Genomic DNA, 25,640 nt, shown 5'->3' with positions numbered 1-25,640 from the left:
CCGGACTGGACAGAATCCCATCCGCCTCCGCCAGTGCTTCACCGCGGGTGACTGCACTTGTCGGCGGCTGAATACCCCACCGAGGCCCTCGAAGCTCAGTTGTGCGACCAGCGGCTTCGGCTTGGAGATCTCCGGCCCATTCGACGAAACCCCTTGCGCGAGACCGGGATGCGAGGTGAAGTAGAAGAGTGGTTAAGTTTCGGACTTCTGCGAGGTACGCGGGGGGCGCGAGAGCGCCATCGAGAACGCTCGTTTCTTCGCCTTGGATAGCGGCCGTAACCCGTGTTGCGGTCCGAATTGCACCTTCGGATGCAGCCGTCGGTTTCTCTCTCAGGATGGAGTGTCGGCAGGGAGCCGAGAATCCGAGCGGATTCCCGCACGGCTGGTGTTCATCGAGCCGAGGACGCAGCGGACTGTGGTGTCGCGTTCGAAAGCGCCGGCTACATCTTGAACACTCAGCGACCAGGTAGACGCCGTGGTCGGGACACACTGTCGACACCGGTAGCTTCCACGACAGCTGCCAGATTCCGTCGTGCGATAGGCAGAGTGGGCATAGTTGCGTCCCATGCTGCGGGAACCACCCCTGGCAAACGATGGCGCGGTAGCTCGCCCGATCGAGCGGGTCGAAGCCGTCGAGGTTGAGTGGCGCGCCTCCGTCGTAACGCAACAAGGTCGAATTCTCGACGGCCGATGCCCCCAGCCCAGTGAGATCCACTATTCGGCCGACGAGCTCATCGCTAGGCCGGACCAGCATGAAAGCCGTCGAGACCGACGATCCGTCCCGGTTCTCCTTGAGCATGCGGACAAGACTCTTGGTCGTCAGATCGTTCACAAGTGCAATCCGCTCGAGGTACGAATCAAGCGACTCGCGTGGATCGATTGCAACTCGAGCGGGGAGCATTAGCTCAGAGGCTCCATCGCCGTCGCGGTTTGGTAGCGCCCGCAGTGGGCGAGCGACTGGAAGTCACGCGCCCACACGAGTCCGGTCCTCTTCTGAGACTCGGTCCGAATCCACCACACCGAAGTCTCCACTCCCAACCTGACGCACAAGATCTTCGTCGGCGACGCAGATCGCTTCGGCGGCACTGCGGAGGATGAGACGGCCTTCGGGGTTGAGCGCAGCGTCAAATGCTTTCAGGTGTTCGGCGTCTGGCCATGTACGCGGGCTATCACAGGTTGCATCGAACCACATCCAAGATGCGGCGAGCCGGGCGCAGCCATCGAAGTTCCGGGCGGCTGCGGGCAGGGTGCCGACCAGGTCCGGCGGGGCGGCTTCAATCCGTCTTAACGCGTCGCGGCGCTCACGGTAGTTGACGAGCTCGTCGAGGCATAGAGCTCGCGCCAGATTCATCGCATGGGCAATGTCGCTCTCGCGGTGGAAGATCGGAGTCCATTTCGGCCACGCCCCTATGCAAATCGAGTAGCTACCAGCTTTCGTCAGACGGTAGGTCGGCTCGTCGGCAAGGCTCCAATGATCGCGCAACCGAACACATTGACTGAGAAGTAGCGCGACTCTGGAACGCCACAACCACTGGGCGGGGTCGAGCACGAACGGTTCGCCTTCTTGCCGGTAGATCCCTGGGATGTGGTCAAGCGTCAATTGCGTATGGCCAAGCGCCAGCCGCATCAGATCTTCGCCGCGTGGATGGCGGACTGAGCTCTTCGGTAACCGCATGGTCTTGACAGTCTTCGCGCCTGTGCGGAGTACCCGTCGAGTGAAGACCTGCGAATCGGGTATTTCAGAATTCTCTGGTCGGACAGGAGTGGGACGTGGATGTGGAGATACTCGTGGTGTCAGCCACGTTCGCTGTTCTTCCCAGGCCATTGCGATGGCCAGTGCACGAACGGCAGGAGATCGCGGTAGCTCTTCCTCGGACTCGTGACTCGTCGCAAGATCTGCCGTCGCAGTGGTCACCAACTGAGCATCAGCTGGGATCCAGTGTGCAGATCCTCGACTGAGCCGACGAGCCACCGAGGGTAGTTCCGCACGGAGACACTCAAGTCGGTCGAGTGCATCGAAGTCAGTCGTAGATCTGTGTGCAGCGGACGAGACCTCCTTGCAGACCGACAGAATCCGATTGGGAACTCTGGTCAACTGCGCAGTGCCACTACCGGGCATCCCGATGAGGTGCCCGCAGTAGAAGCAGACCGGAGACAGAGCCAAAGCCCACTCTCGCCGTGCCACTCCGTTTGGGGCGCAACGGCAATGCTGACCCCACTCACTTGCCAGCCAGCCTTCCTTCGCGAGCACTCGACTATGGCAGTCATCAAGGGTCATCGCCGAAATGCGCGAGAATGGCTGGCGCGTCAGCGTGGCCAGGTGCCGCAGAATCGGCTCGTAGTCAGACGCTGATCGCGATAACTGACTTCGACCAAGGATCTTGGTGACGGTGGTGCAATTCGCCGTCGCCGCGCGCAATACGAAGGACTCCAGCGATTCATCGTCGGCTGGAATCGGTCGAGCAGGCAGATAGCCGATACGAGGCTCTCGCATGGATAGCCCCCTTCCGTTGTCTGCCGGTGACATCACACCCTGCTCTGCTTGCTGCGGCGCCGAAGATCGATTTCCGCCTCTGCTGCGTGCGCTCGTTTACTGAGGCGGACTTCCTTCAGGTGTTCTGGGTTGATCGTGTGCGTGCCGTCGGCGATCGCTGCAAGTGTCGCAATGCGGAGGAGGCGTGTCGCGTCACCGACGTAGCCCTGAGATCGCTTCCAGATGGGCCCCGCGAGCTGTGAAGTGAGAAGCCCTTCGCTTGCCCGAGGGAGATGCGGAAGGAGATAACCTTCCAGCCCGTAGAGCAGTTGCTGCCACGCGTGTTGCTCCTCCGAAGTCTCGATTCCGTAAGGACTGAAGCTCATTGGCTGGAGGCGGCCGATAAGCTGGGCATCGCTCATGGCTTCACTGGATTCGAGGTCTGTCCCAACCAGAATTAAGCTGGCGTTGAATTCGCCGAGCTCGGTGTTCATGTACTTCACGTGATCGAGGACCTCCCGGCCGCCCTTCCAGTTGGTACGCAGTAGATGGAAGTCGTCGATGAGAAGGGTGCGCACGCCGTGGCGTGCCAATGCCCTGACCGCGGCGGTTGACGTCTGGTGGGCGGCGCCGCTGGCGGATAAGCGGAAGAAGTCAAGGACTTGGGAGTTGAATCCTTTGACCATCGAGCCAGATTGCAGGTTGACCCAAACGACGGGGCATAGGTCTGCGTCGATCGTTGGCTGAGGGTTCCACGTGGGCAGTTCTGCAGGGCCTTTCGGTGCGCCTACGATCCATTCCACGTATTTCCTTGTGGCCCAGCGGCGGACCGCCGTGCTCTTCCCGAGCGTGCTTGCGCCTGTGACCGACGCTATTGCCTTCGCACCGGGGCCCGTTTCAGAATTCTCCTGCACGATCTCAGTGAGTCGGTCTGCGACTGCGCGGGTCTCGGCCGTTTCGACGTAGAGTCCATTCATCCATTGACGCAGCGCATCGACCGCCCGCGAGCGGTCCTCGGATGTCATCCTGTCCCAACCAGCCGACGTGTACAGAGGTGGTTCTGGCAACTCCGTTTTGGTGCAAGCCAAATGCCAAGCGAGAGAGTCCATCAGGAGTCGGCCCGCATCGTCGGCCACGGGACGTCGAGGATGTCCAAGGGAACGTCGTCCTGGGGTGAATCGGTATGGGGCGTCTTGGTGCGTGCTTCGTTGCCGCCCGACTGAGTGGCTTCGTCGCGGGTTGCACCTTGGGCTGCCTGAGCTTCTTCGTGGTCTTTGCGCGATTGTTCAACTCTGCGGTGCGCGGCTGACAGTTTGGCAGTCCAGTCAGTTGGAACGGGCCCAGAGGTGAGTTCCGTGAGCTCGTCGAGGATCTGCCGCTGCGCTGAGCCCCGACTCAGAATGTGGTTGCCGCCGCGTTCGCGGACGCGCCGCCTAACAGCCTGAACGATCGTATCGGTCATCGGCGCGTCAGTGAAGAAAGATCCTCGCCACGCAACGGGGCGTACACGGCCGGTCTCGGGGTGCGGGAACCAGATGCTCGACAAGTCGTGCGGGTCGACAAGAAAGGGAACCTTGTTGTCGTCGTCCCTGAACTGGCCCCGTGCGACATTCCGAAAATCATCGAGCAGCTTGCCGTCGTAGACCATCTCAGCAAACTCGACACCTGCGACTCCGACTGTGCCCCACTTGACCGGAAGCATCTGATAGATCATGTCTGCACGCTGCGGTACGTCGATACGGCCGGTGACGTCGAGCATGATGTCCCAGAGCTCCAAAGGACTGGTGCGAGCGGTGGGCTCACCACCGATAACCAAGCCTGTGTGCCACGACCGGTGGTAGTCCAAGGCGACGAATCGCCGAAGGTGTTCTTCCAGTTCGGCGGCCGTGACCAATGCCTCCTCGGCGACCAATCGACCGCGCTCCGAGGTATTGCGACCTTTGTAGCCGGGGAGCTGTTGAACGGCCCGTTGTAGCGTCTCGTGCCAGCGTTCAACGTGGGGGTTGTCCGTTGGCTTCTTCCCGCGACTGAGCAACAAGTCAATCCCGAAGTCGCGCAGAATCGCGCGGAAGTGATCGGACACGAAGATCGAACCGTGGTCGGCGCGGATCGCGTCCGGCATGACGCCAGGGATGTGGTGCTCTCCTTGAAGCGTAGTGAAATCGGGTGCAACACTTCTGCGCCCAACGTTGACCGCGACATCAGAAGCGTCGACGACTTGGGGCAAACCGGCCCAGCGCCAGTGACTGATGGTGGTGCCCTCCACCATCATCGAGAACGGGCGGCAGATGTCGTAGAGAAGTAGCCCGGCATCGATTCCATCGGCGCTCTTCGGCACCACGCGCAGTGCGAGGACCACTCTGGTGGCGACGTCGATTGCAGTGAGGATTTCGACGCTGAAGGGTCGCCCGAGAAGCGGGTCGTATACGAGGTTGTCCGCCCTCGTGGCGTCGATGGCGACTATTTGCCCAGGCCTGATTGCGGGGAAGTGCTCTTTGCCCGACACGCGCTGTAGCGACCGGCTTCTCTGGGTGCGGGTTGTTGCGCCCGCGCCCCGTTTGAGGTGCGCGAGATACTCTGCCGTCAGACGCTGCGGCGTGGAGACATCCACGTGCCCTGCACGCTTGAGCTCAACCTTGATCCGCCGATCAAGCTCGCTGATGTTGGCGTCCGCCCGATCTCCGTCCAGGGTGGCGAAGACCAACTCAGCAACAGTCCGATAGCGCTCATCGATTCGCTCCCACGTCTGTTCGCGACGCAGGGATCTGGCATCGAGGAGCCCGAGTAGTCCGTCGCGTTTCCATGCACGCACCCAGTTGCGGATGGTGCTGTCGACCGGAGCCGATCGCTTGATCTCACCGTTCGCGATGCGGCGTTGTAGGGCACGATCTCCCACAGCTTCTTGCTGCAACGCGACCGCCATCGCGCGACAGCGCGCCGCCTCGGAGACGCCGAAGCCTTCGCCGAAGGGTGGGCGCGGTTCGCCATCGCGCGCGAGTTCGGCGTGACCGTCCCGGTAGCCGGTCAGTATCTCATGCACGATTTCAAGTTTGTCGAGGGCGGCTCGGCGCGTTTCCTCAGACAGGCCATCCCAGTACGGGCGGAGCGCCGGTCTGATTGGCGCTACATCGCCATCGACCACGACTCGCACCTCTGCGAGTTCGGGCCAATCGACGTGCAAGGAATCGCCGACGCTGGTGCGGAGGTCTACGCCGGCCGCTGATACCGCTGTCACCAGACCGGTTCCCCACTCAGTCAGAAGTCGGCCACCGACCTCAACCACTGTGCGACTTGTGTCCACTACGCCACCAGTCCCGCGCGCACTGGCGTTTCCATCGTCAATCGCTTCGAGAGGTTGGTATCCAGCTCACCGGACCAGACCATGTGCCAGACCACGGCGATGGCCTCCCCGTTTCCGGTATCCAGACGAAATAGGGAGCCCAGAGTCGCGGCGTCGTTACTTGCTTCCTTCCCGATCTCGCCAGCCACCTGGTCATACCAGGAAGGCCTTCGGCGGTAGCCGTGCAGCCACAGAAGGTTTAGGCGTTCTACGCGGTCGAGTCCGTTGAATACCTCGTGACGCCATCCCACATTCGCGCAGGCGGCCTCGACCATTGCGACCTGAAGCTTGAATTTGTCGTCCATCTTGTGCGGCAGGCGTGCATTCCAGAGCGTTACCGCCCCGGTGTCGTCAAGGCTGAGTAAGTCGGGCGTGTTTTTCGCCGAGGACGATCCGCCCCGCTTCAGCTGACACGGTTGCGGTATCAGCGCGACGATATCGTTGAGCCGGTCCAGGCGTCGCAAGAGGTCATGCTCGAGGCCCGACTCGAGTTCTAGGTGGTCGCGCATGGTCAGTGAATACGCAGTGACAGGTATGTGCCGGTGACGTTCCGAGGATCGAGGCTTGCGAATCGGAACTACACGTGCGAGATCCGGCGGACCGTCGGACCGCCAGTTCAACACGCGGGACACCTTGTCGCCAGCGAATCGGAACCGCCACGTCACCGCCGCGCGGGAACTCTCGGTCAAGTGACACCTCCGCTTCCGCAGGAATTAGCACCAAATCTAGCAAGAAATCGAGGTCGAAGGGCTACTAAGGGAGCAAGTCGACAATCGGTCAGCGAGGCATTTCGGGTGATAGGCCGACGTCTCCTTCGCCCCATCAGCGGTCCGTGTCGGAAGGCTGCGATAGGTTGCTCCCATGGCCAAAGGCAATCAGGTCGCTCCGTCGACGAAGTTCGAGCAGACGCTGCAGGCATCGGCTCAGCTGCCGGGTGTGCAGATCAACCGGGAGGCCTTCCTCCGCAGAGAGCTGAAGCGATACTGCACCGACGAGCAGATCAAACTCGCTATCGCCACAACACCGGCCGAAGCAGGCGTAACACCTCAAGTGATCGACAAGATCGCCAACAGCGTGATCAAGTTCGAGACCGGCAAGGTGACGACACTTTCCACGGCAGCCGGCATCCCTGGAGGCCTCGCAGCGATCGGCACGGTCCCGGCTGATATCGCGCAGTACTATGGGCACCTTCTTCGCGTCGTCCAGAAGCTCGCCTACATCTACAGCTGGCCGGAGCTCTTCGACGACAGCGCCGACGGAATGGACTCCGCGACCGAAAGCATGCTCACGCTGTTCATCGGCGTGATGTTTGGCGTGAACGCGGCCCAGGCCGGCGTGGCGCAAGTCTCGAAGTTGATCGCAAGTGAAGTGGCCAGGAAGCTGCCGCAGAAGGCTCTCACCAAGGGTGCGATATATCCGGTGGTCAAGAAGGTTGCAGGGCTCCTGGGCATTCAGATGACCAAGCAGGTCTTCGCCAAGAGCGCAGCCAAGGTCGTGCCGCTGGTAGGCGCGGTTGTCTCGGGAAGCCTGACCTTCGTCACGTTCATGCCGATGTCGAAGCGGCTCCAGAAGCACCTCGCAACCCTTCCGCTGACCAAGCCCGGTCACGGAGTCACCGAGCAAGCGTCGAATCCGCCGAGCACATCCCCAAAACCAGCACCAACGTCATCTGCGAATTAGACGAGCTCATCCCACAAGCCAATCGCCGATAGCCTGCCGCCAGCCGCCGGTCACTTCAGCCCCTTCGTCGCCCGGTTTCACCCGCGCACTCGGCGATTTCCAGGAATAGATTCCCCGGCAAAATTAGCAGGAAATCATACCGAAACGCGGGCTACGGGCAACGCTCGCCTGACCATGTTTGCCCTAGTCAGGGCGATTCTTACGCCGTGATCAGGCTTGTTAAACAAGCGGGACCACCTTGCTAATCTTCGCTGCATCTCGACAGCTCAGCCCCGCGCCATGTCGACGAACCGAGACAGGTGCAACTGGTGCGCCACCGTGATCGTCGCAGTGGGACCGTTGCGGTGCTTACCGACGATGATGTCCGCTTCACCCGCGCGCGGGTCGTCGCGTTCGGTCGAGTCGGGACGGTGCAGCAGGATGACCATGTCGGCATCCTGCTCCAGCGATCCCGATTCGCGCAGGTCGGAGACCTGGGGACGCTTGTCGGTCCGCTGTTCGGGGCCACGGTTCAGCTGGCTGATCGCCACCACCGGCACCTCGAGCTCCTTGGCGAGCAGCTTGATCGATCGCGAGAACTCCGAGACCTCTTGCTGACGTGATTCGACCTTCTTGCCCGACGTCATCAGCTGCATGTAGTCGATGACGACGAGCTTGAGATCGTGCTTCTGCTTCAGCCGTCGGGCCTTGGCCCGGATCTCCATCATGGTGAGGTTCGGCGAGTCGTCGATGAACAGCGGCGCCTCGGTGATCTCGCCCATGCGGCGCGCCAGCCGGCTCCAGTCGTCGTCGCTCATGTTGCCCGACCGCATGTCGCCGAGCTTCACCTTCGCCTCGGCCGACAGCAGTCGCATGACAATCTCCGTCTTGCTCATCTCCAGCGAGAACATGGCCGAGGTGAGCCCGTGATGAATCGACGCCGAACGGAGCCAGTCCATGGCGAGGGTGGAGTTGTGAGTCGGCACCATCGCCTCACCCGCCAGGTACAGGTGGCTCATGTTGTCGACTTCGACGCACCGCACCGGGACACTCGGCACCGAGCGCACCGACACCACCCGCCGCGCCCGCACGCTGCTGCGCAGTTCCTTGTGTCGCTGGGCCTTCTCGAAGACGGTGAACACGTCGTCGGGCGCGTTGAGCCGGATCCAGCCGCTGCTGGCCCGGCGGAAGGTGTAGCCGAGGCCGGCGGCGAGATCCCCGACCACGGAAGACATGTGGTTGGTGGCCGCGGGCACGGTGATCCAGCCGTCGTCGTCCACACGCGCGCGGGAGTCCAGGATGCCCGCCAGCAGCGCGCGCCGCTGCGGCACCGAACCGCGCAGGTACTCGTGCGGGATGCGGCCGCCCAGATCCGTCATCAACGTCATGACGTCGACCGGACCCTCGGCCTCGATCCGCGCGCCGATCTCCGGGTCGTCATACGCCATTCCGGCCAGCGCGCCGACGGTGTACGGGCCGTAGGCCAGCGGGCGGTACGGCAGTTCGAGCGGCGCAGCGTTGGCGATGCTGGCGCGGCCGCCGTAGATCTGGAGCTGTTCGGTGGTCAGCAGCCGGTCCTCGCCGTCGACCTCCACGGCCCACTGATGCTGTTCATCGGCGACGATCACACCGCCGTCGTCGAACTCCACCGCATAGCAGGGCCGGCGGGTCATCACCTCTGTCGCGGCGACGACGGTGGTCGGACGACCGTCGGCCCCCAGGAGCAGGTCACCCTTCGCGACCCGGCCCATCGTGGTCCACCCGCTCGGAGTCGGCAGCGGCGTGTCGAGCGCCAGCGCCTTGCCGACGCCCGGACGCGCCGCCACGATGATCATCTGACCGGGATGAAGACCGTTCGTCAGCTTGTCGAGGTCGGCGAAACCGGTGGGCACGCCCAACGACAGTCCGCCCCGCGACGCGATCGAATCGAGCTCGTCGAGCGTGGGCTGGAGCAGTTCCTCCAGCGGCACGTAATCCTCGGTGGTGCGACGCTCGGTGACCTCGTAGATCTCCGCCTGCGCTCGGTCGACCACCTCGGCCACGTCCTGGCCGTCGGCCCCGGCGTAGCCGTACTGCACGATGCGGGTACCCGCCTCCACGAGCCTGCGCAGAATCGACTTCTCGCCGACGATCTCGGCGTAGTAGCCGGCGTTCGCCGCGGTGGGGACTGTCGAGATCAGCGTGTGCAGGTACGGCGCGCCGCCGACCTTGCGCAGTTCGCCCTTGCGCTCCAACTCGGCGGCGACGGTGACGGCGTCGGCGGGTTCGCCGCGGCCGTACAACTCGAGGATCGCGTCGTACACGGCCTGGTGAGCGGGCTTGTAGAAGTCGCCGGGACGGATCCGTTCGAGCACGTCGGCGATCGCGTCCTTCGACAGCATCATGCCGCCCAGAACCGACTGCTCGGCCTGCTGATCCTGCGGTGGCTGTCGTCCGAACTCCTCCGTCGGAGGTTCTGGCGGGAGATCGGGCTCGCGCCCGAGGTCGGCCTCAATAGCCACTCACACACCCCCTGGTACAGCAACGACAACCGGTGATTTCCGCAAGGGAAACCGAACACTTCAGAAAGGTTAGGGCCAGGGGCGCGATGCTGCCAACCACCCCCTGTGGACAGGGCTGTGGAGCCCGTGTGGACAACTGTGGACGTTGCAGGAAGACATGTGCACAACCCTGTGGAGCAGGTGGGGAAATGTCGTGGAATTCACGTCGTAACCCCAGGTCAGAGCTTGTTGACGAAATCCACAGAACCCGGCTGCGGAATCACCGGCGTGTCGGCTTGCGCCACGCCGAAACACCGTCCAGCAGCACTTCAGGTGATCCACCGTGCACCCGAATCCGCGGTCGCGCACCCGGTGCGATCCGCCCGATTCCGCGCGCCGGACGGGCTGTCGTGCTCAAATGGGAAACGTGCGTGTGTCCCATCCTGCGCGAGCGAGCATCCGGGCGACTGTCGTCGCCGTGATCGCGCTGCTGGCCGCGTCGGTCCCCGCGATCGCACACGCGGCACCGCGGGCGTCGGACTTCGACTTCTCGCCGTACCGCTCGGTGAACGCCGACGACTACCGCTCGGTGGCCTACGTCGACAACGGACGCCACTACTTCACCGCGGGCGGCTGGCGCTGCCAGATCGGTCCGCAGGCGAATGCGATGGCCTGCCGGGGACGCCCCGCCACCGCGCCGCCCGGGACGATCGGCGTGGCGGTCAGCGGCGAGAGCCAGGGTCCGTACTGGGTGCGCAAGGGAACGTCGTTCCAGCTGGGCCCGGTGAGCGGCTACCGGCCCCGCGTGCTCCCGGTAGGCAGCCGGATCACGGTCGCGAACGTCACCTGCGCGGCGCCTCGTGCCGGGGTCGTCGCATGCCGGAACTGGAATCGCGGATTCCTCCTCAGCCGCGCCGGCCATCGGTTCCTGTACCCCGCCGGCGATACCGCGCACTCCGCGAACCCGAAACGTCACCCGCAACCCGCACGTCGGTGACGACGGTGTCGGATGCGAGCGGCGCACCGGACCGACGTCAGAGGCCGGCCACCCCGTGGGGTGACCGGCCTCCTTCGATGCTCTACGTCAGCTGACGACGGCGAGGCTCAGCTTGGCCTCCACCTTCGGGTGCAGCTTGACGACGACGGGGTACTCGCCCAGAGCCTTGATGTGGCCCTTCGGCAGCTCCAGGCTGCGCTTGTCGACGACGGGGCCGCCCGCAGCGCGGATGGCGCCCGCGACGTCCGACGCCGAGACGGAGCCGAACAGCTTGCCCGAGTCGTGGGTCTTGACGGTCAGCGAGACGTTGTCGAGGCCCTCGAGAGCCTGCTTGATCTCGTTGGCGTGGTCGAGGTCGCGCACCGCGCGAGCCTCCTGCGAGCGGCGGATGCCCTCGACCTGCTTCAGCGCACCGCGGGTGGCGACGATCGCCAGTCCGCGAGGCAGCAGGTAGTTGCGGCCGTAGCCGTCACGCACCTCGACGGTGTCACCGGCCTCGCCCAGATTCTCAACCGATGCGGTCAGGATCAGCTTCATTGTCTTCTGTCCTTTCCCGCTCAGCGTCCGGTCGACGTGAACGGCAGCAACGCCACCTCACGCGAGTTCTTCACGGCCACAGCGACATCGCGCTGGTGCTGCACGCAGTTGCCGGTGACGCGACGCGAACGGATCTTGCCGCGGTCAGAGAGGAAACGACGCAGCAGCGCGGTGTCCTTGTAGTCGATGACGGTCTTCTTGTCCTTGCAGAAGGTGCAGGCCTTGGCCTTCGTGACCTTCTCCACGCGGGGCTTGCGGCCCTTTTGCTTTGCCATGTATTGCTCCAGTCAATGGTCTCCGGGTGGCGGCCCGGAATCAGAAAGGTGGTTCGTCGTCCCCGCCACCGAAGCCGCCGCCCGCTGCGGGCGCACTGCCCCACGGGTCGTCGGCCGGCTGGCTCGCGGCCTGCTGGGGGCGTCCGCCCTGCGGTGCGCCGAAGCCACCGCCTGCGTTTCCGCCACCCTGATTGCCGCCGTATCCGCCGCCACCGCCGTAGTTGCCGCCACCACGCTGGGTGCGGTTGACCTTGGCGGTCGCGTAACGGAGCGAGGGACCGATCTCATCCACTTCGAGCTCGACGACGGTGCGACGTTCCCCTTCACGGGTCTCGTACGACCGCTGCTTGAGCTTGCCCTGCACGATCACTCGGGTGCCCTTGGTGAGGGACTCGGTCACGTTCTCGGCGGCGTCGCGCCAGATGCTGCAGCGGAGGAACAGCGCTTCGCCGTCTTTCCACTCGTTCGTCTGACGGTCGAACGTCCGCGGAGTGGAGGCCACCGTGAAATTGGCGACCGGCGCACCGGAAGCGGTGAACCGCAGTTCCGGATCGGCGGTCAGATTTCCGACGACCGTGATGACCGTGTCCGTCATGAGACTCCCCTAATCGTGTCGAAGAACGCTGACTGGCGCGCCCTGTGAAGTGGTTGACACCACCCTAGAGGCGGGCACCGACAATGTCAGCGTGCTCCGCAGGCTGTGGATTACTTGCGCAGGACCTTGGTGCGGAGCACCGACTCGTTCAGCTTCAGCTGACGATCGAGCTCGCTCACGGTCGCCGGAGTCGCGTTCAGCTGAACGACGGCGTAGATGCCCTCGTTGTGCTTCGCGATCTCGTAGGCCAGGCGGCGCTTGCCCCAGATCTCGACGTCGTCCACCTTGCCGCCTTCGTTGCGAACAACGTTGAGGAAGGTATCCAGGGATGGGGCGACGGTGCGCTCGTCCAGGCTCGGATCGAGGATCACCATCAGTTCGTAATGACGCATAAGACCACATCACCTCCTATGGGCTTTCGGCCACGGACGGTCCGTGGCAGGAGGGTCGCCTGCGTCGGCAACCTGTCAAAGATACATGAGAGCGGACTGACCTGCGAAATCACCGCCGGGCCGCACCGGCGGACGTCACCGGGCTGCACTAGGCTCATCGCATGCCATCGGCCCGCAATGCCTTCGCCGCCAAGCGGCTTCACTTCGGTGAGACCGCCGTGATCCTCGTGACCGCGATGCTGTTCACCGCCGCGTCGGCCGCGGCCTCTTATGCGACGAAGGTGCGCTGCACCACCCCGACGTCGGGCGCCAAACGCGAATGGCTCTACGGCAGCCCGTACGACGTCGTCCCCTGCTACTCGGATCTGATGACGATGTGGCACGGCCGCGGCCTGGCCGACCACGTCTTCCCGTACATCCACGGCGGGATCACGCCGAGCGGCGAACTGTTCGGCGGCGTCGTCGAGTACCCGGTGCTGTCGGGACTGATCATGTGGTTCAGTTCGCTCGGCGCCCACACCGACCGCGAGTTCCTCTGGCACAGCCTCGTCATTCTGTTGCCCTTCGCCTTCATCACGACGATCCTCCTGGCGCTGATGACGCGCTGGTGGGTGCTGCTCTGGGCCGCGACCCCGCCGCTGATGCTCTACGCCCTGCACAACTGGGAACTCCCGGTGGTCTGCGCCGCGGTAGCCGGTGTGGCCGTCATGGCCTGGGGCGGCTCCGCGGATCCCGCGACCGGCCTGCGACGCTGGTCGGTGCGGACCACAGCGATCGTGGCGGCGATCCCGCTCGGGGTGGGGTTCTCCCTGAAGATCTATCCCGGACTCTTCGTTCTGCCGTTGATGCTCTACGTCCTCACCCGTGGAGAGAAGACCGATCGCAGGCCGCGGGGGCTCGACTGGGCCGGTGCGGCCTATGTGGCGCTGTCGGCCGTGGTGACGGTCGCGGTGACGCAGGTCCCGTTCATGATCGCCGGCTACGAGGGATGGAAGGCCGCAATCGACTTCCAGAGCAAGCGCGAGGCGAATCTCTCCACCAACTCGATCTGGTACTGGGGGCTGCGTTTCCTGACCGGCGGTGAGACCTCGACCTACAACAGCATCGTCGACGTCGCGTCACCCCTGCTGATCATCGGCTCGTTCGCCCTCGCCTGCTGGCTCGGGTGGCGCGTCTATCGGCGCGACGGCGTGTTCCCGTGGCTGGGCGTCAGCGCCGCGATGCTCGCCGGATTCATGGTCTTCCACAAGGTTCACTCGCCGCAGTACACCCTCTGGATCCTCCCGTTCTTCGTGCTGCAGCGGGTCCGCTGGTGGCTGATCGCGCTGTACCTGGTGGCCGACGCGGCCCTCGATCTGACGATCTTCCACCTCCTGATGAACTACTCGGCGACCACACGCGCCTGGGTCCTCGCCGGAGTCAACTTCGGCGTCTGGACCCACGCCGTCCTGCTCGTGGCGCTCATCTTCGTGTTCGTCAGAGCCCGGCCCCGCGAGCCGCTCGCCTCGTATCTGACCGGCGGTGTGCCGCCGAAGGGACCGCTCACCCGACTCGCCGTCGCCGATGCGGCCGGCGCCCGCAGCTGGCTCGGCGCGCCGACGCTGGCCAACCGGCACGTGACCCTTCGACCGCTCGTGCCCGCGGACGCCGAAGCGCTCGGCAGGGTTGCCGGCGATCCCGAACTGTACAAATGGACCGGCGACCTGCCGCGCGACACGGCAGCTGCCGCGGCCTGGATCACCGCGGCGCTCTCGGATCCGCGGCGCATACCGTTCGCCGTCCTCGACGCGCAGGGACGGCTCGTCGGCACCACGAGCTTCTACGACGTCGACTCCGCGAACCGGTCCCTCGCGATCGGCTACACCTATTACGGCCCCGCGGCGATGGGAACCGCGGTCAATCCGGCGGCCAAACTCCTGCTCTGCGAGTACGCGTTCACCGTGTGCGACGCGGTGCGGATCGTGTGGCACACCCACGCCGAGAACGCCCGTTCGCGCGCCGCGATCACCAGACTCGGCGCGGTTCCGGAGGGCGAGCTGGGAAAGCACCGCCGATTCCGCGGCGGATGGCGGACCACCGCCCAGTTCGCGATCGTCGACGACGACTGGCCGGCCTCGCGGGATCTGCTCGCGGCGCGGCTCGGAGCTCGATCAGACGCTCGGTGACCCGGTCGCGGCTTCGCCTGCGACCGGCGAACGCATCAGCCGGGACGATGAGGGTTCGTCGTCGTCGACGCGGAGCAGCTGCCACACGACCACCGCGCACAAGCCGACCAGAACCGCACCGCGAAGCGTGTTGACGGCGTAGAAGACGTCCGGCGGAAGCCATTTGCGGCTCGGGTCCAGGAACAGGCCCATCCGCGGAATCCAGACGAGCGCGTCGAAGGTCATCCACGCCAGCACCGCGCTCGGGTACGGGACCGCCAGCACGGCGAGCGGGACCAGCCACAGCGACGACTGCGGTGTCCATTCCTTTCCGAACAGCAGGAAGCCGGCCACCAGCAGGAACATCAGCTGCGCCAGGGTCGGTTCGCCGCTCGCGCGCAGCCCGATGTATGCGACGGCGGCGACCACGGCGATCAGCAGCAGCAGGACGATGCCGTTGAGCAGGGCCGTCGACGGGTTCCATCCGGTCGCCATCGATATCAGGCGGTACAGGGTGTCCGGTTCCACGCCGCGGTCGCGCCAGACACGGAAAGCCTGGCTCCATCCCGTCGGGTACAGGATCATCAGCGGCAGATTGATCGCCAGCCAACTCGCCGCCGCCGCTCCGACGACGACCGCCAGCCTGCGGAGCTCTCGCTGCCGGACGCACAGGACCGCGATCGCGGGCAGAAGCAGAAGCGGATACACCGCCGCGGCCGCGCCGAGGCCGGCGAAGACACCCGTCCAGCCGGGGCGGCCGCGCGTCCAGCACAGCATCGCCACGGCGACCATCGCGATGGCGATGACGTCGGTCGAGGTGAAGGCGTGGAAGAACAGCAGGGGCGAGAGCGCCATCAGCGCGCCGAGCCACAGTCGGCGGCGGTCGGTCATCATCGTGGCCCACACCGCGAGCAGCCAGAACAGCGACAGCAGCACAGCGCTGATGTTGAAGTAGTTCACCACGTCGAGCGTCTTCGGCAGCCCCAGGGTGTCGGCCAACAGGCCCCAGCCCCGCGCGGCCTGGGCGCTGACGTACATGAACAGCCCAGTCAGCGCCGGCTCGGCGAGATAAGCCTTGGTCTGGGCGCCGTCGCCGTCGCTCTGCGTCCAGTGGGTGCGGTACGGGAAGGCGCCCTTGGCCAGGTCGGCGGGAGTCAGCTTGTCCTGCTCGTACGACGCGACCAGATCGGAGTAGCACAGGCCGACGAACTGCCGCTGGTTGTCCCAGTTCAGACGCACCTGACCGGGTGCGTCCTGGACGGGCGCCTGCTGGATGCAGCCGGCTTTGCCGAACCAGCTGATCGACAGCCCCACCAGGGCGAGCAGGAGGACCACCCGCACCGGCGTCCAGGTCCGACTGCGACCGACGGCGGCGTGCAGTCCGACAGGCCCGCCGATCGAGTCGCTGGCCGCCGCCAACTGGGGGCTCGACCACGACGGCACCACACGCTCGGTCTCCACCCGCAGATCATCTGCGAGCGGTTCCGGCGAGTCCCACGTCGGCTGCTGCGTCACTACGTCGCGGGCACCGGTGCTGCTGGAGCGAGTTGCTGATCGGTCGGATTGCGGCCGCGATTGTTGTTCGCGGTCCCGTTGCCGTTGCCGGTTCCGTTGCCCGGACCTGTTCCGGTTCCGTCGTCACCGCCGGTGCCCGGCTCCTGGGTGGGCGACTCATCGTCACCGCCGCCGATCGGGATCGTGACGCCCGGAGCGATCACCACGTCGCCGTTCTCGTTCTGCCCGGGCAGACGCGGAAGTCGAGGACGCTCGCGGGTGGTCTGAGTCTCGGTCGGGGTGTAGGTGGTGGGCGGCGGCTCATACGGGACGCCCGCCTGTCCGCCGACCGCCTCGGGGGTCGGGAACTGCTCGATCGGCTCGCCCTCCAGGGCGGCGTCCATCGAGGCCTTCCAGATCTGAGCGGGCAGTCCGCTGCCGTAGATCGACGATCCGGAGTAGTTGCGCAGCGGCGCGCCCTTGTCCGTGCCGACCCAGGTGGCCGTCGACAGCTGCGGCGTGTAGCCGGCCATCCACGCGTCCTTGTTGTATCCCGTGTCGCCGAGCTGGGCGGTACCGGTCTTGGCCGCCGACGGCCGCGGCCCGTAGGTCGAGTCGTACAGCGAGTTGCCGTTGGAGTAGGCCGCGATCGGCATCATCGCCGAGGTCACGTTGTCCGCGACGGCCTCCGAGACCACGCGCTTGCCCTTGTCCTTCTGGCGTTCGAAGAGCACGTCGCCGGTCGAGGTCTCGACCTTCTGGACGAAGAACGGGTCGCGGTGGATGCCCGACGCGGCGAGCGTCGCGTAGGCCGAGGCCATGTCGAGCACGCGGGACGGGTACTGGCCCAGGACCACGCCGCCTTCACTGTGGCCGTTCTTCTCCTGCAGGGTGTGCTGGATGTCGCCGAAGCTCTCGGCGATGCCGAGCCGGTGCGCCGTGTCGGCGACCGCGTCGGCCTGACCGTTCAGGTCCATCATGAGCCGGTAGTAGACGGTGTTCAGCGACATCTTCAGCGCGGTGGCCAGGTTGCAGCTGCCGCAGCTCTCGCCGTCGGAGTTCTGGACCACCAGGCCGCCGGGCGCCTCGTACGGCGCCGAGCTGTAGTACTTCGAGAGCGGGATGTCCTGCTCCAGGGCCGCGACCAGCGCGAAGACCTTGAAGATCGAACCGGTCTGCAGGCCGGCCGAGGCGTAGTCCCAGCCCTGTCCGTCCTCGCCGCCGTAGTAGCCCTGGATGCCGCCGGTCGCGGGATCGATGGACACCGACGCGGTGCGCAGGTTCTTCGGCTCGCCGTCGAGCTTGTTGCGCGCGGCGGAGACCAGCGCCTTCTGCACCTTCGGATCGATCGAGGTGGTGATCTTCAGACCGGAGGTCTGCACCTGCTGCTCGGTGATGCCGAGCTTCTCGAGTTCGGCCAGCACCTGCCGCTTGATCAGGCCGTTGGGTCCTTCGTTGGCCTCGGCCGTCTGGTCCTTGACCTTCGCGACCTTCGGGAACTTCTGCGCGTCGCGGTCAGACTTGCTGAGTGCGCCGATCGAGACCATGCCGTCGAGCACGTAGTTCCAGCGGCTGACCGCCAGATCCGGGTTCACCGCGGGATCGTAGATCGACGGACCGCGGATGATGCCCGCGAGCAGCGCCGACTCCGACGGGGTGAGTTTCTTGAGCGGCTTGTTGAAGTACGCGCGCGCGGCGGCGTCGACGCCGTAGGCGCCGCGGCCGAAGTAGATGGTGTTCAGATACGCCGCCATGATCTCTTCCTTGGACCACTGGCGGGACATCTTGGTGGCGATCGCGAGTTCTTTGAACTTGCGCTTGTAGCTGACCTCGTCACCGACGATCGCGTTCTTCACGTACTGCTGGGTGATGGTGGAGCCGCCGCCCGCACCGGACTTGCCGAAGGCCTTGCCCAGCACGGCCCGGGTGAAGCCGGAGGTCGAGAAACCCGCGTTCGAGTCGAAGTCTCGGTCCTCGGCGGCCTTCACCGCGTCGACCATGGACTGCGGGATGTCCTCGTACTTGACGTCGGTCCGGTTGCCCTCGGGTGGCACGATCTTGGCGATCGTCCCGCCCTTGCTGTCGGTGATGGTGGCGACCTGGTTCTGCTTGATGTCGCCCGGCGACGGCACGTCCACCGTCAAGTAGGTGAACAGGAAGGCCACCACCAGGAAGACGGCGACCAGCGGCACTGCTCCGGCAAGAATGCCCAGCGTCCACGCCGTGGCCTTCACCGCCGTCGATTTCTCCGACGTCGCAGCACCTTTACCGCTGGTCATCGCTCACCCACTTCTCTGCGCTGTTGCGCGGACGAAACTAACACTCTCAACTGTGACGTATGGCTGCGGCTGCGCCAACTCCGGTCACATCACTTGGCGACCCGGCGACGCCGTCGACCGGCGCCCTCGGGCAATCCGGCAACGTACGACTGCACGAGATAGTTCCACCGGCAGGTTCGGCAGACTTCGACGACGTGAACCGTGAAGGCGCCGGCGCTCCCGTCGAGGGCCTCGATCTCGCCCGCCGAACGAGCCGAGCCGTGGATGTGTCCGAGGTGCTCTCCGAACACCCAGGACACCACCGTGACCTGCTCTTTCCGGCACACGGGACAGACCTCGTCGGTCGGCTTTCCGTGGAACTTGGCCGCCCGCAAGAGGTAGGGGTCGGCGTCGCACACCTGGGACAGAGCCGTGCGGCCCGTCCGCACACGCGCTAGGCACTCGCGTCGCGCGAGTGCGTAGTCCACGATCTGCCGGTGCACGTTCCCAAGCCTAGACGCGAGCCCGCCACGACTGCCCTGTGATGCAGATCAAGCCGCTGCCGTACTCGCAACTTCACTGCGAGTTATATCGATGCGATACATTAGATGCTGCATCAAGGCGCGATAACGCATCGAAAGGGGGCCGAGTCATGCTCGAAATGGCGATTCTCGGCCTGCTGCTCGAATCGCCCATGCACGGGTACGAACTGCGCAAGCGGCTCACCGGGCTGCTCGGCGCGTTCCGCGCGTTCTCGTACGGCTCGCTGTATCCGACCCTGCGCCGCATGCAGGCCGACGGGCTGATCGCCGAAGACGAGCCCGAGACCTCCACGGGAACCAAGGTCCGCCGGGCACGCCGCGTGTACCGGCTCACTCCGGCGGGCGAGTCGCGCTTCACCGAGTTGGTAGCGGACACCGGCCCGCAGAACTACACCGACGACGGCTTCGGTGTGCACCTGGCCTTCTTCAGCAGGACGCCCGCGGTGGCTCGCATGCGCATCCTCGAGGGCCGCCGCAGGCAGGTCGAGGAACGCCGCGAGGGTCTGCGCGATCTGCTCGGCCGTGCGACGCGCTCGAACGATCACTACACGCGCCAGATGCACGAGCTCAGCCTGGAGACCTCCGAGCGCGAGGTCCAGTGGCTCAACAAATTGATCGCCGACGAGGCCTCCGGGTCTGTCGGCACCCCGGATTTTCGTTCCTCGTCGTCGGAGACGACGACGCAGGACGAAGTAGGAAAGAACTCGGCGGCACAGCATTCCGCCGTACCGCTGCAACAAGAAGGAGATCCCGACCATGGGTGAAACCAACAAAGTGCGCGTGGCCATCGTTGGCGTGGGTAACTGCGCCTCATCCTTGGTTCAGGGCGTTCAGTACTACCGCGACGCCGATGAGAACGCGACCGTCCCCGGTCTGATGCACGTCAAGTTCGGCGATTACCACGTCCGTGACGTCGAGTTCGTCGCCGCTTTCGACGTCGACGCCAAGAAGGTCGGCTTCGACCTCTCCGAGGCGATCGTCAACAGCGAGAACAACACCATCAAGATCGCCGACGTCCCGCCGTTGAACGTGACCGTCCAGCGCGGCCACACCCTCGACGGTCTCGGCAAGTACTACCGCGAGACCATCACCGAGGCCGACGGCGAAGGCGTCGACATCGTGAAGGCCCTCAAGGACAACGACGTCGACGTCCTGGTCAGCTACCTGCCGGTCGGTTCCGAGCAGGCCGACAAGTTCTACGCTCAGTGCGCCATCGACGCCGGCGTGGCCTTCGTCAACGCCCTGCCCGTGTTCATCGCCTCCGACCCCGAGTGGGCCGAGAAGTTCCGCGCCGCGGGCGTCCCGATCGTCGGCGACGACATCAAGAGCCAGGTCGGCGCGACCATCACCCACCGCGTCATGGCGAAGCTGTTCGAGGATCGCGGTGTGGAGCTCGACCGCACCTACCAGCTGAACGTCGGCGGCAACATGGACTTCAAGAACATGCTCGAGCGTGAGCGTCTGGAGTCGAAGAAGGTCAGCAAGACGCAGGCCGTCACCTCGATCCTCGACGGCCCGCTCGCCGGCAAGGTCTACGACAAGAACGTGCACATCGGCCCGTCGGACTACGTCCAGTGGCTCGACGACCGCAAGTGGGCCTACGTCCGTCTCGAGGGCCGTGCCTTCGGCGACGTGCCGCTGAACCTGGAGTACAAGCTCGAGGTCTGGGACTCCCCCAACTCGGCAGGCATCATCATCGACGCCGTCCGTGCCGCCAAGATCGCCAAGGACCGCGGCCTCGGCGGCCCGATCCTCCCGGCCTCGGCCTACCTGATGAAGAGCCCGCCCGAGCAGATCGCCGACGACAAGGCGCGCGCGCAGCTCGAGGCGTTCATCATCGGCGCCGAGTAGGACGTCGGTACTGACGAATCGAAGGCCCGGCACTCCCCCTCGGAGTGCCGGGCCTTCGTCGTCTTCCGGGCCGTCGGGTACTACGGTGACGGTGTTCGATTCCTTCCTCTGGGGTCTATGTGCGACCTGCGCGGACTTGTCCGGTCTGGACTGCGGCGATCGTGAAGGAGCGGACAGGATCCCGGATCCGCGGCGTGCGGAGATGGCTTCGCGACGTGAATCTCGCCCCTCAGTTCAGCGATTCGAGGTGCCGCGCAAACTCTTCGGCGGCCTTCTTGGTGTTGTGCAGGTTCACTGACAGCCTGTCGATGTCCTGGTTCGCCTGATCGAGCGCGTACGAGAGTTGTCCGATCGGCCCAGAACCGCCGCGGCCGAGGACCGCATGAACCTGTCTGATGTTGCGGTTCAGGGACTGCTTCAGACCGGCGGCCTGCCGATTCGCGTCCTCCGACTTCCGTGCCAGCTGTTTCACCTGGCGGGTGAGTTCCTCGTGTTTCGACATCAGAGCCTCCTGGCGATGTCTTCGGCCTGCCGCATCGCAGCGGCGATGCGCTGCTGCAATGCATCCAGGCTCACCGAACTGGCCTGCAGAGCATTGACCATCCGGTCGTCGGCCTTGGTCGAGGTCGAACCGGCGACCCTGCGGACCTCGCTCGACAGGTTCCGGACTTCCCCGTGCTGGCTGCGAATCAGCCGTTCTAACTGCTGCAACGTCGAAACCGCCTGCATGACCGCCTGTCGTTCAGCCTGTACTTCACTCATGAAGCCTCCATCGTCTCTAAAGGATCAGGACCAGCACGATGATGAGAACGATGAGCGTCCCGACCGCGCCCGCCACGATCGCACCCGTACGGCTCGGTGCCGGCGGTGCGGGCAGCGGATCGGTGGCCACCGGCTTCGCCACGCGGGTCGGCTCGTGCCGTCTGCGCTCGTCGACCGCACGTTCCCGTGCCTCGGCGAGCTTTCGCTCGCGCTCGGCCTGTTTCGCCGTGAGTTCTTCACGTCGCGCCGCCCGGTCGGTCTCGTCTCGCGCGATTCGCTTCTTCGCGCGCTCGTACCCCTCCACGACCGACGCGTGCTTCTGGAGGCGGCCGACGACGAGTTCGAGGTCGGCCAGCACCACGTGCGCGTGTCTGGCCTGCTGTGGAACGGCCGCGGCCGGCACCCGATCGAGCCCGATCGTCCGCGCCGCCGCATCCAGCTGCTCGGACAGTGCGTCGCGGCGCCCGTCGAGCCCGGCAAGGCACTGTTCGCGGTCTGCAGCCTCGACCGCCACGTTCCGTTCCCGTTCCTGGAAGAGGTGATCCGACCTCCGCCGCTCGTCGATCAGCTCTCCGTCGATCGCCGCGAGATCGTTCACCGCCCCCAGATACCGGTCCCATGCCGTGCCCGTCATATCGGGATGCTCACCTCCGTCTTCTCGATACCGTTCTGCGGCAACGCAGCCGGATCGAACGGAACCAACAGATCCTGCCGACCGCTGCTCCTGTCGACGACGACGACGCGCGGTCCGCTGAAGTCCATGCGCCCGGTGCCCGGCGCCAGCAGGTCGGTCTGCGATCCGGGTTCGGTCAGGACGATCGTCCGGAAGCCGTCGCGAAGTTCGCCCGCCGTCCTCGCGTCGTATGAGCTCATCGAGCGGAACCTGATCACGAAGAGCATGCCGCAGGCAATCGATCGCTTGATGAAGCGCTCCACCGCCTCGATCGGACGCGGGTATTCGTCTGAATCGACCAGCGACGCGATGTCGTCGGGGTCGTCGAGGATGATCACCCGCTCGATGCGGCTGCTCGGCACCGCCGTCCGCGCTGTCAGGGTACGCAGGAAGCTATCCGCCTCTTCCGCTGAGATCCGCTGGATTCCCGCTTCGTTCGCCCACGGACCGACGTCATCGAGCCCAACGCCCGAGCTGTCGATGACGGTCCACTGCGCGGAGGCGAGATCGGACGCGCGAATGGATGCGTGGATCGACGACAGCACCGCCCTGGTGCGGTCGAGGTCGTCGCCGATCAGCGCGACGTTGCCGAGTCGGCCGCGCTTCAGCGAGAATCCCTGCGCGGTTCCACCGACGCTGATCGGGACTCCGACCGTGGCGATCTCTCGATCGTCAGCTGGGATCCACTCGGCGTAGGCGGAACTCACGAAGGTGCTGGGACGCCGGGGAGTGAAGCCATCCGCCATCGCCCGGCTGAACAGTTCCGTCTGCAGCCGGTCCAGGTAGGCGGGATCGGCCCACACCACCGAACCGATCCGATTGGCCGCCAGATGTCCGAGATCATCGTTGAACACCGCCTGACCACGCCCGTGCAGATCTCCCGCGGCGAGGTTCCCCGCACCGAGGATCGTCTCCGACTCGTGTTCGGTGTTCCGCAGCGAGATCCGGTTGTGGAACTGACCGAAGATGGCGTCACGCTTGAGCGCGAGCGCTTGGATACCAGACAACGTCTGCGATGCGAGCACCAGGTGGACCCCGTAGGCGCGGCCCTTCCGAGCGAGGTGTTCGATCAGCTGCACCGCTCGTTGCGCGACATCATCGTCCGGTTCGAAGAGCACCTGAAACTCGTCGGCCACCAACACCAGCCGCGGCATGTCCCGACCTGTCAGCGCCCGATAGTCCGCGAGCGAAGACGCGCCCGCGGACTTGAAAGCGTCCGCCCTGCGGTCGAACTCGGAGGCGAGATGCTCCAAAACTGCCACTCCGTACGCTCGATCGCTCTCCAGGCCGAGGGAGTCGACGTGCGGCAACCAGGTCTCGTCGCCGATCGGTGCGAGCCGCGCGAACTCGACGCCCTCTTTGAAATCCAACAGGTGAAAACGAACCTCCCGCGGCGAGTACCGGCTCGCGAGACCGTAGATCAAGCAGAGCAGCAGGTTCGACTTTCCCGTGCCGACGGCGCCGCCGATGAGCGCGTTCGGCGCGGGCGGATTCGCACTCCGGAGTTCCAGGCCGCCGAGTCCGCCGGGCATTCTCGCGAAGATGCCCGATAGCCCGTCGTCGCCGCGATCGGACCATCCGGCATCGATCTCGGCGAGGACCGCCTCCAAGGTCATCGTCCCCTGCGCCGCGGCCTCGATCGCTTCGGCCCTCGCGTGGATCAAGTTGTTCCGCGCCGCTGGGGTGGGCGACGGATCAGCCCGAACCGTCAATCCGGGCACCGCCGCGAACGAATCCGACCGGATCTCGCCGGCCGCGTCGACCCGGACCAGCCCGCGGTCGACGTCGACCTGTGCCCGATCACTCACGCGGATCGGGCCATCGACGTACCCCGGGCTCGCGATCAGCAGAAACACCCCGCGCCCGGCCGCCGATTCGACGATCCTATTGAGATCGTCAGCGGCGGTCTCGGTGACTCCGCTCGGTGCGTCGAGCAGGACCGCGAGTTCGAGACGCCCCGCCTGCGACAGCGGCAGGTCCCGATGATCGGCCGCACCCGCCGTACTCATCGACTCCGCGGCCCGGCCGATTCTGTCGATGAGCCCGGACAACAGCTTCCGCAACCCGTCCTCGGTCTGGATCGCGGGCGGGTACCCGATCGGATCGGTGTCGCGGAACAACGACGTGAAGCCGAGGATCCCACGGAGCATGGGATCGAACACCGAGACCCGCAGGGACTCCGGCGGCGCCGACAGCGCCAGTCTGAGCACGGTGTCCGCGATCAACTGCTCGGCACCGCTGCCACCGACGACCCACCCGGAGACGCCGATCAATGGAAGAAGCGCCGGCGCACCACCCGGGAGGGTGCCGACCCGGACCGCCGACGGTACCGCCCGCGCCGGCTGCGGCACGCTCAGCGCCCGCGCAGCCCATCCGGCACCGGCCGCACCGGGCGCGAGTTCCTCGGCTGCGGCCCGCAGCGCCGCCCCAACAGCCCGCGTCCGCCGCACGGCATCAGCCTGCAGCTGCGCCTCCGCCTCTTCCTTCTCGCGCCGGAGTCGACGCCGCTGCGCCGCCAGCTCGTCGTCGAGCGTTGTCCGCGTGATCGACAGCGCGATGTCGATCTCCCCGAGGAGCCTGCCGGCTTCGGCTGTGAGGCCGCCGGCCTCGGCCATCGTCGCGGCCATCGCGTCGGTGAGGCGGCGACGAGCGTCCTGCTGATCGTCACGGCCGGTACCGCCACTAGTCATCCGCCGCGCCGTTCTGTCCAGGAGCCCTCGGTCCCGCAGCCACGACCACGCCCGCCGGGCGCAGCACGCGACCGTCCAGTTCGAAACCGCGGACGGTGCGTCCGGTGATAGCGCCTTCGGGGGCGTCGGCGACAACGACCGACTCGATGCGATGCCTCCGCGGGTCGACATCTCCGTCGACGCCGATCTGCTCGACCCCGAAGTCCTCCAGGATCTGGATCACCTCGTCTCGAACGGACTCTGCGAGCGGGTCCGCCTCACCGTCCCAGTTGTCGACACGGTCGATGACATTCATCAGCCGGGTGGCGACGGGCCGGAGCACTCGCCCTACCAGCAGGGTCTCGTCGAGCGCCGACTTGGCCCGCAGCTCCCCGAGCAACTCCTGGCCACGGTTGTCGTTGAGGAGCCGTCTCCGGAAGAGCTCCGTGAGGTCGTCGAGCCGCTTCGAGACATCGGCGAGCGTCTGATCCACCGGTTC

General features: G+C 65.5%; 22 protein-coding genes and 2 pseudogenes. 5 read left to right on the top strand and 19 right to left on the bottom strand.

What is annotated here, in order from left to right:
- Positions 1 to 523: 523 nt before the first annotated feature.
- The 6 genes and pseudogenes from ACE11G_RS00405 to ACE11G_RS00380 form a co-directional block, all read right to left on the bottom strand.
- Positions 524 to 901: pseudogene (locus ACE11G_RS00405) on the bottom strand (TniQ family protein); the annotation flags it as partial.
- 63 nt (positions 902 to 964) lie between these two features.
- The gene (locus ACE11G_RS00400) at positions 965 to 1,675 is read right to left on the bottom strand and encodes a hypothetical protein (RefSeq protein WP_223291355.1); all 711 of its coding nucleotides are present in this window, start codon (positions 1,673 to 1,675) and stop codon (positions 965 to 967) included.
- 480 nt (positions 1,676 to 2,155) lie between these two features.
- Positions 2,156 to 2,494, bottom strand: a pseudogene (locus ACE11G_RS00395) (TniQ family protein); the annotation flags it as partial.
- 32 nt (positions 2,495 to 2,526) lie between these two features.
- Positions 2,527 to 3,498: a TniB family NTP-binding protein gene (locus tag ACE11G_RS00390; protein WP_223259049.1), complete on the bottom strand. Its 972-nt coding sequence runs from the start codon at positions 3,496 to 3,498 to the stop codon at positions 2,527 to 2,529.
- Positions 3,499 to 3,581: 83 nt separating this feature from the next.
- The gene (locus ACE11G_RS00385) at positions 3,582 to 5,396 is read right to left on the bottom strand and encodes a DDE-type integrase/transposase/recombinase (RefSeq protein ID WP_020173033.1); all 1,815 of its coding nucleotides are present in this window, start codon (positions 5,394 to 5,396) and stop codon (positions 3,582 to 3,584) included.
- A gap of 377 nt (positions 5,397 to 5,773) precedes the next feature.
- Positions 5,774 to 6,436 (bottom strand): TnsA-like heteromeric transposase endonuclease subunit, encoded by a 663-nt coding sequence (locus ACE11G_RS00380; protein WP_228461459.1) that lies wholly within the window; start codon positions 6,434 to 6,436, stop codon positions 5,774 to 5,776.
- A gap of 238 nt (positions 6,437 to 6,674) precedes the next feature.
- Between ACE11G_RS00380 and ACE11G_RS00375 the strand changes: the two genes are divergently transcribed.
- Positions 6,675 to 7,493: a hypothetical protein gene (locus ACE11G_RS00375; protein WP_006896694.1), complete on the top strand. Its 819-nt coding sequence runs from the start codon at positions 6,675 to 6,677 to the stop codon at positions 7,491 to 7,493.
- A 266-nt stretch (positions 7,494 to 7,759) separates the two neighbouring features.
- Here the strand turns inward: ACE11G_RS00375 and dnaB are convergent, their stop codons facing one another.
- The gene (gene dnaB / locus ACE11G_RS00370; RefSeq protein WP_006896695.1) at positions 7,760 to 9,973 is read right to left on the bottom strand and encodes a replicative DNA helicase; all 2,214 of its coding nucleotides are present in this window, start codon (positions 9,971 to 9,973) and stop codon (positions 7,760 to 7,762) included.
- A 397-nt stretch (positions 9,974 to 10,370) separates the two neighbouring features.
- Between dnaB and ACE11G_RS00365 the strand changes: the two genes are divergently transcribed.
- On the top strand, positions 10,371 to 10,949 hold the full coding sequence (locus tag ACE11G_RS00365; RefSeq protein WP_051999650.1) for a hypothetical protein: 579 nt from the start codon (positions 10,371 to 10,373) through the stop codon (positions 10,947 to 10,949).
- Between the two features lie 87 nt (positions 10,950 to 11,036).
- On the opposite strand, the gene rplI is transcribed toward ACE11G_RS00365, so the two are convergent.
- The 4 genes from rplI to rpsF form a co-directional block, all read right to left on the bottom strand.
- Positions 11,037 to 11,486, bottom strand: coding sequence for a 50S ribosomal protein L9 (gene rplI, locus ACE11G_RS00360; protein ID WP_006896697.1), 450 nt, complete (start codon positions 11,484 to 11,486; stop codon positions 11,037 to 11,039).
- Between the two features lie 20 nt (positions 11,487 to 11,506).
- A complete protein-coding gene (rpsR, locus tag ACE11G_RS00355) occupies positions 11,507 to 11,761 on the bottom strand; it encodes a 30S ribosomal protein S18 (RefSeq protein WP_006896698.1) in 255 nt (84 codons plus the stop codon).
- Between the two features lie 40 nt (positions 11,762 to 11,801).
- A complete protein-coding gene (locus tag ACE11G_RS00350) occupies positions 11,802 to 12,356 on the bottom strand; it encodes a single-stranded DNA-binding protein (protein WP_006896699.1) in 555 nt (184 codons plus the stop codon).
- Between the two features lie 110 nt (positions 12,357 to 12,466).
- A complete protein-coding gene (gene rpsF, locus ACE11G_RS00345; protein ID WP_006896700.1) occupies positions 12,467 to 12,748 on the bottom strand; it encodes a 30S ribosomal protein S6 in 282 nt (93 codons plus the stop codon).
- A 161-nt stretch (positions 12,749 to 12,909) separates the two neighbouring features.
- On the opposite strand from rpsF, the gene ACE11G_RS00340 reads away from it, so the two are divergent.
- On the top strand, positions 12,910 to 14,913 hold the full coding sequence (locus ACE11G_RS00340) for a GNAT family N-acetyltransferase (protein ID WP_006896701.1): 2,004 nt from the start codon (positions 12,910 to 12,912) through the stop codon (positions 14,911 to 14,913).
- On the opposite strand, the gene ACE11G_RS00335 is transcribed toward ACE11G_RS00340, so the two are convergent.
- The 3 genes from ACE11G_RS00335 to ACE11G_RS00325 form a co-directional block, all read right to left on the bottom strand.
- Positions 14,899 to 16,407 carry a glycosyltransferase family 87 protein gene (locus ACE11G_RS00335; protein WP_045539790.1) on the bottom strand — a complete coding sequence of 503 codons (1,509 nt, stop codon included), beginning with the start codon at positions 16,405 to 16,407 and terminating at the stop codon, positions 14,899 to 14,901. The two genes, ACE11G_RS00340 and ACE11G_RS00335, sit on opposite strands and share 15 nt — an antisense overlap.
- The gene (locus ACE11G_RS00330) at positions 16,407 to 18,665 is read right to left on the bottom strand and encodes a transglycosylase domain-containing protein (RefSeq protein ID WP_006896703.1); all 2,259 of its coding nucleotides are present in this window, start codon (positions 18,663 to 18,665) and stop codon (positions 16,407 to 16,409) included. Before ACE11G_RS00330 ends, ACE11G_RS00335 begins: the two co-directional genes overlap by 1 nt.
- 89 nt (positions 18,666 to 18,754) lie before the next feature.
- Positions 18,755 to 19,147, bottom strand: a complete 393-nt coding sequence (locus ACE11G_RS00325) for a DUF5318 family protein (RefSeq protein ID WP_006896704.1) — start codon at positions 19,145 to 19,147, stop codon at positions 18,755 to 18,757.
- Between the two features lie 149 nt (positions 19,148 to 19,296).
- Here ACE11G_RS00325 and ACE11G_RS00320 point away from each other — a divergent pair, with 149 nt between their 5' ends.
- Together ACE11G_RS00320 and ACE11G_RS00315 are read left to right on the top strand one after the other, a co-directional pair.
- The gene (locus ACE11G_RS00320; RefSeq protein ID WP_006896705.1) at positions 19,297 to 19,950 is read left to right on the top strand and encodes a PadR family transcriptional regulator; all 654 of its coding nucleotides are present in this window, start codon (positions 19,297 to 19,299) and stop codon (positions 19,948 to 19,950) included.
- The gene (locus ACE11G_RS00315) at positions 19,943 to 21,037 is read left to right on the top strand and encodes an inositol-3-phosphate synthase (RefSeq protein ID WP_006896706.1); all 1,095 of its coding nucleotides are present in this window, start codon (positions 19,943 to 19,945) and stop codon (positions 21,035 to 21,037) included. Before ACE11G_RS00320 ends, ACE11G_RS00315 begins: the two co-directional genes overlap by 8 nt.
- Before the next feature lie 229 nt (positions 21,038 to 21,266).
- Here ACE11G_RS00315 and ACE11G_RS00310 read toward each other — a convergent pair whose 3' ends face one another.
- From ACE11G_RS00310 to ACE11G_RS00290, 5 genes are read right to left on the bottom strand one after another with little or no spacing between them, the layout of a single operon-like run.
- On the bottom strand, positions 21,267 to 21,539 hold the full coding sequence (locus ACE11G_RS00310) for a hypothetical protein (protein WP_006896707.1): 273 nt from the start codon (positions 21,537 to 21,539) through the stop codon (positions 21,267 to 21,269).
- Positions 21,539 to 21,799, bottom strand: coding sequence for a hypothetical protein (locus ACE11G_RS00305; RefSeq protein WP_006896708.1), 261 nt, complete (start codon positions 21,797 to 21,799; stop codon positions 21,539 to 21,541). The genes ACE11G_RS00310 and ACE11G_RS00305 overlap by 1 nt, the downstream gene beginning before the upstream one ends.
- Before the next feature lie 16 nt (positions 21,800 to 21,815).
- Positions 21,816 to 22,433 carry a hypothetical protein gene (locus ACE11G_RS00300; RefSeq protein WP_222110762.1) on the bottom strand — a complete coding sequence of 206 codons (618 nt, stop codon included), beginning with the start codon at positions 22,431 to 22,433 and terminating at the stop codon, positions 21,816 to 21,818.
- Positions 22,430 to 25,162 (bottom strand): FtsK/SpoIIIE domain-containing protein, encoded by a 2,733-nt coding sequence (locus ACE11G_RS00295; RefSeq protein ID WP_346074764.1) that lies wholly within the window; start codon positions 25,160 to 25,162, stop codon positions 22,430 to 22,432. Before ACE11G_RS00295 ends, ACE11G_RS00300 begins: the two co-directional genes overlap by 4 nt.
- Positions 25,155 to 25,634, bottom strand: coding sequence for a nucleotide exchange factor GrpE (locus ACE11G_RS00290; protein ID WP_006896711.1), 480 nt, complete (start codon positions 25,632 to 25,634; stop codon positions 25,155 to 25,157). The genes ACE11G_RS00295 and ACE11G_RS00290 overlap by 8 nt, the downstream gene beginning before the upstream one ends.
- Between the last annotated feature and the right edge of the window lie 6 nt (positions 25,635 to 25,640).

This window comes from Gordonia sp. PS3, from assembly GCF_041950545.1.
Classification (GTDB): domain Bacteria; phylum Actinomycetota; class Actinomycetes; order Mycobacteriales; family Mycobacteriaceae; genus Gordonia; species Gordonia sihwensis.
The sequence above is the reverse complement of the archived record's forward strand: the minus strand, read 5'-3'. Positions and strand labels throughout refer to the sequence as shown.

Bases quoted from the DNA above. Each gene is read 5' to 3' on its own strand.
- ACE11G_RS00400 (WP_223291355.1), bottom strand. From the start codon at position 1,675: ATGCGGTTACCGAAGAGCTCAGTCCGCCATCCACGCGGCGAAGATCTG.
- ACE11G_RS00390 (WP_223259049.1), bottom strand. From the start codon at position 3,498: ATGACATCCGAGGACCGCTCGCGGGCGGTCGATGCGCTGCGTCAATGG.
- ACE11G_RS00385 (WP_020173033.1), bottom strand. From the start codon at position 5,396: ATGGCGGTCGCGTTGCAGCAAGAAGCTGTGGGAGATCGTGCCCTACAA.
- ACE11G_RS00375 (WP_006896694.1), top strand. From the start codon at position 6,675: ATGGCCAAAGGCAATCAGGTCGCTCCGTCGACGAAGTTCGAGCAGACG.
- ACE11G_RS00365 (WP_051999650.1), top strand. From the start codon at position 10,371: ATGGGAAACGTGCGTGTGTCCCATCCTGCGCGAGCGAGCATCCGGGCG.
- rplI (WP_006896697.1), bottom strand. From the start codon at position 11,486: ATGAAGCTGATCCTGACCGCATCGGTTGAGAATCTGGGCGAGGCCGGT.
- rpsR (WP_006896698.1), bottom strand. From the start codon at position 11,761: ATGGCAAAGCAAAAGGGCCGCAAGCCCCGCGTGGAGAAGGTCACGAAG.
- ACE11G_RS00350 (WP_006896699.1), bottom strand. From the start codon at position 12,356: ATGACGGACACGGTCATCACGGTCGTCGGAAATCTGACCGCCGATCCG.
- rpsF (WP_006896700.1), bottom strand. From the start codon at position 12,748: ATGCGTCATTACGAACTGATGGTGATCCTCGATCCGAGCCTGGACGAG.
- ACE11G_RS00340 (WP_006896701.1), top strand. From the start codon at position 12,910: ATGCCATCGGCCCGCAATGCCTTCGCCGCCAAGCGGCTTCACTTCGGT.
- ACE11G_RS00330 (WP_006896703.1), bottom strand. From the start codon at position 18,665: ATGACCAGCGGTAAAGGTGCTGCGACGTCGGAGAAATCGACGGCGGTG.
- ACE11G_RS00320 (WP_006896705.1), top strand. From the start codon at position 19,297: ATGCTCGAAATGGCGATTCTCGGCCTGCTGCTCGAATCGCCCATGCAC.
- ACE11G_RS00315 (WP_006896706.1), top strand. From the start codon at position 19,943: ATGGGTGAAACCAACAAAGTGCGCGTGGCCATCGTTGGCGTGGGTAAC.
- ACE11G_RS00310 (WP_006896707.1), bottom strand. From the start codon at position 21,539: ATGTCGAAACACGAGGAACTCACCCGCCAGGTGAAACAGCTGGCACGG.
- ACE11G_RS00305 (WP_006896708.1), bottom strand. From the start codon at position 21,799: ATGAGTGAAGTACAGGCTGAACGACAGGCGGTCATGCAGGCGGTTTCG.
- ACE11G_RS00300 (WP_222110762.1), bottom strand. From the start codon at position 22,433: ATGACGGGCACGGCATGGGACCGGTATCTGGGGGCGGTGAACGATCTC.
- ACE11G_RS00295 (WP_346074764.1), bottom strand. From the start codon at position 25,162: ATGACTAGTGGCGGTACCGGCCGTGACGATCAGCAGGACGCTCGTCGC.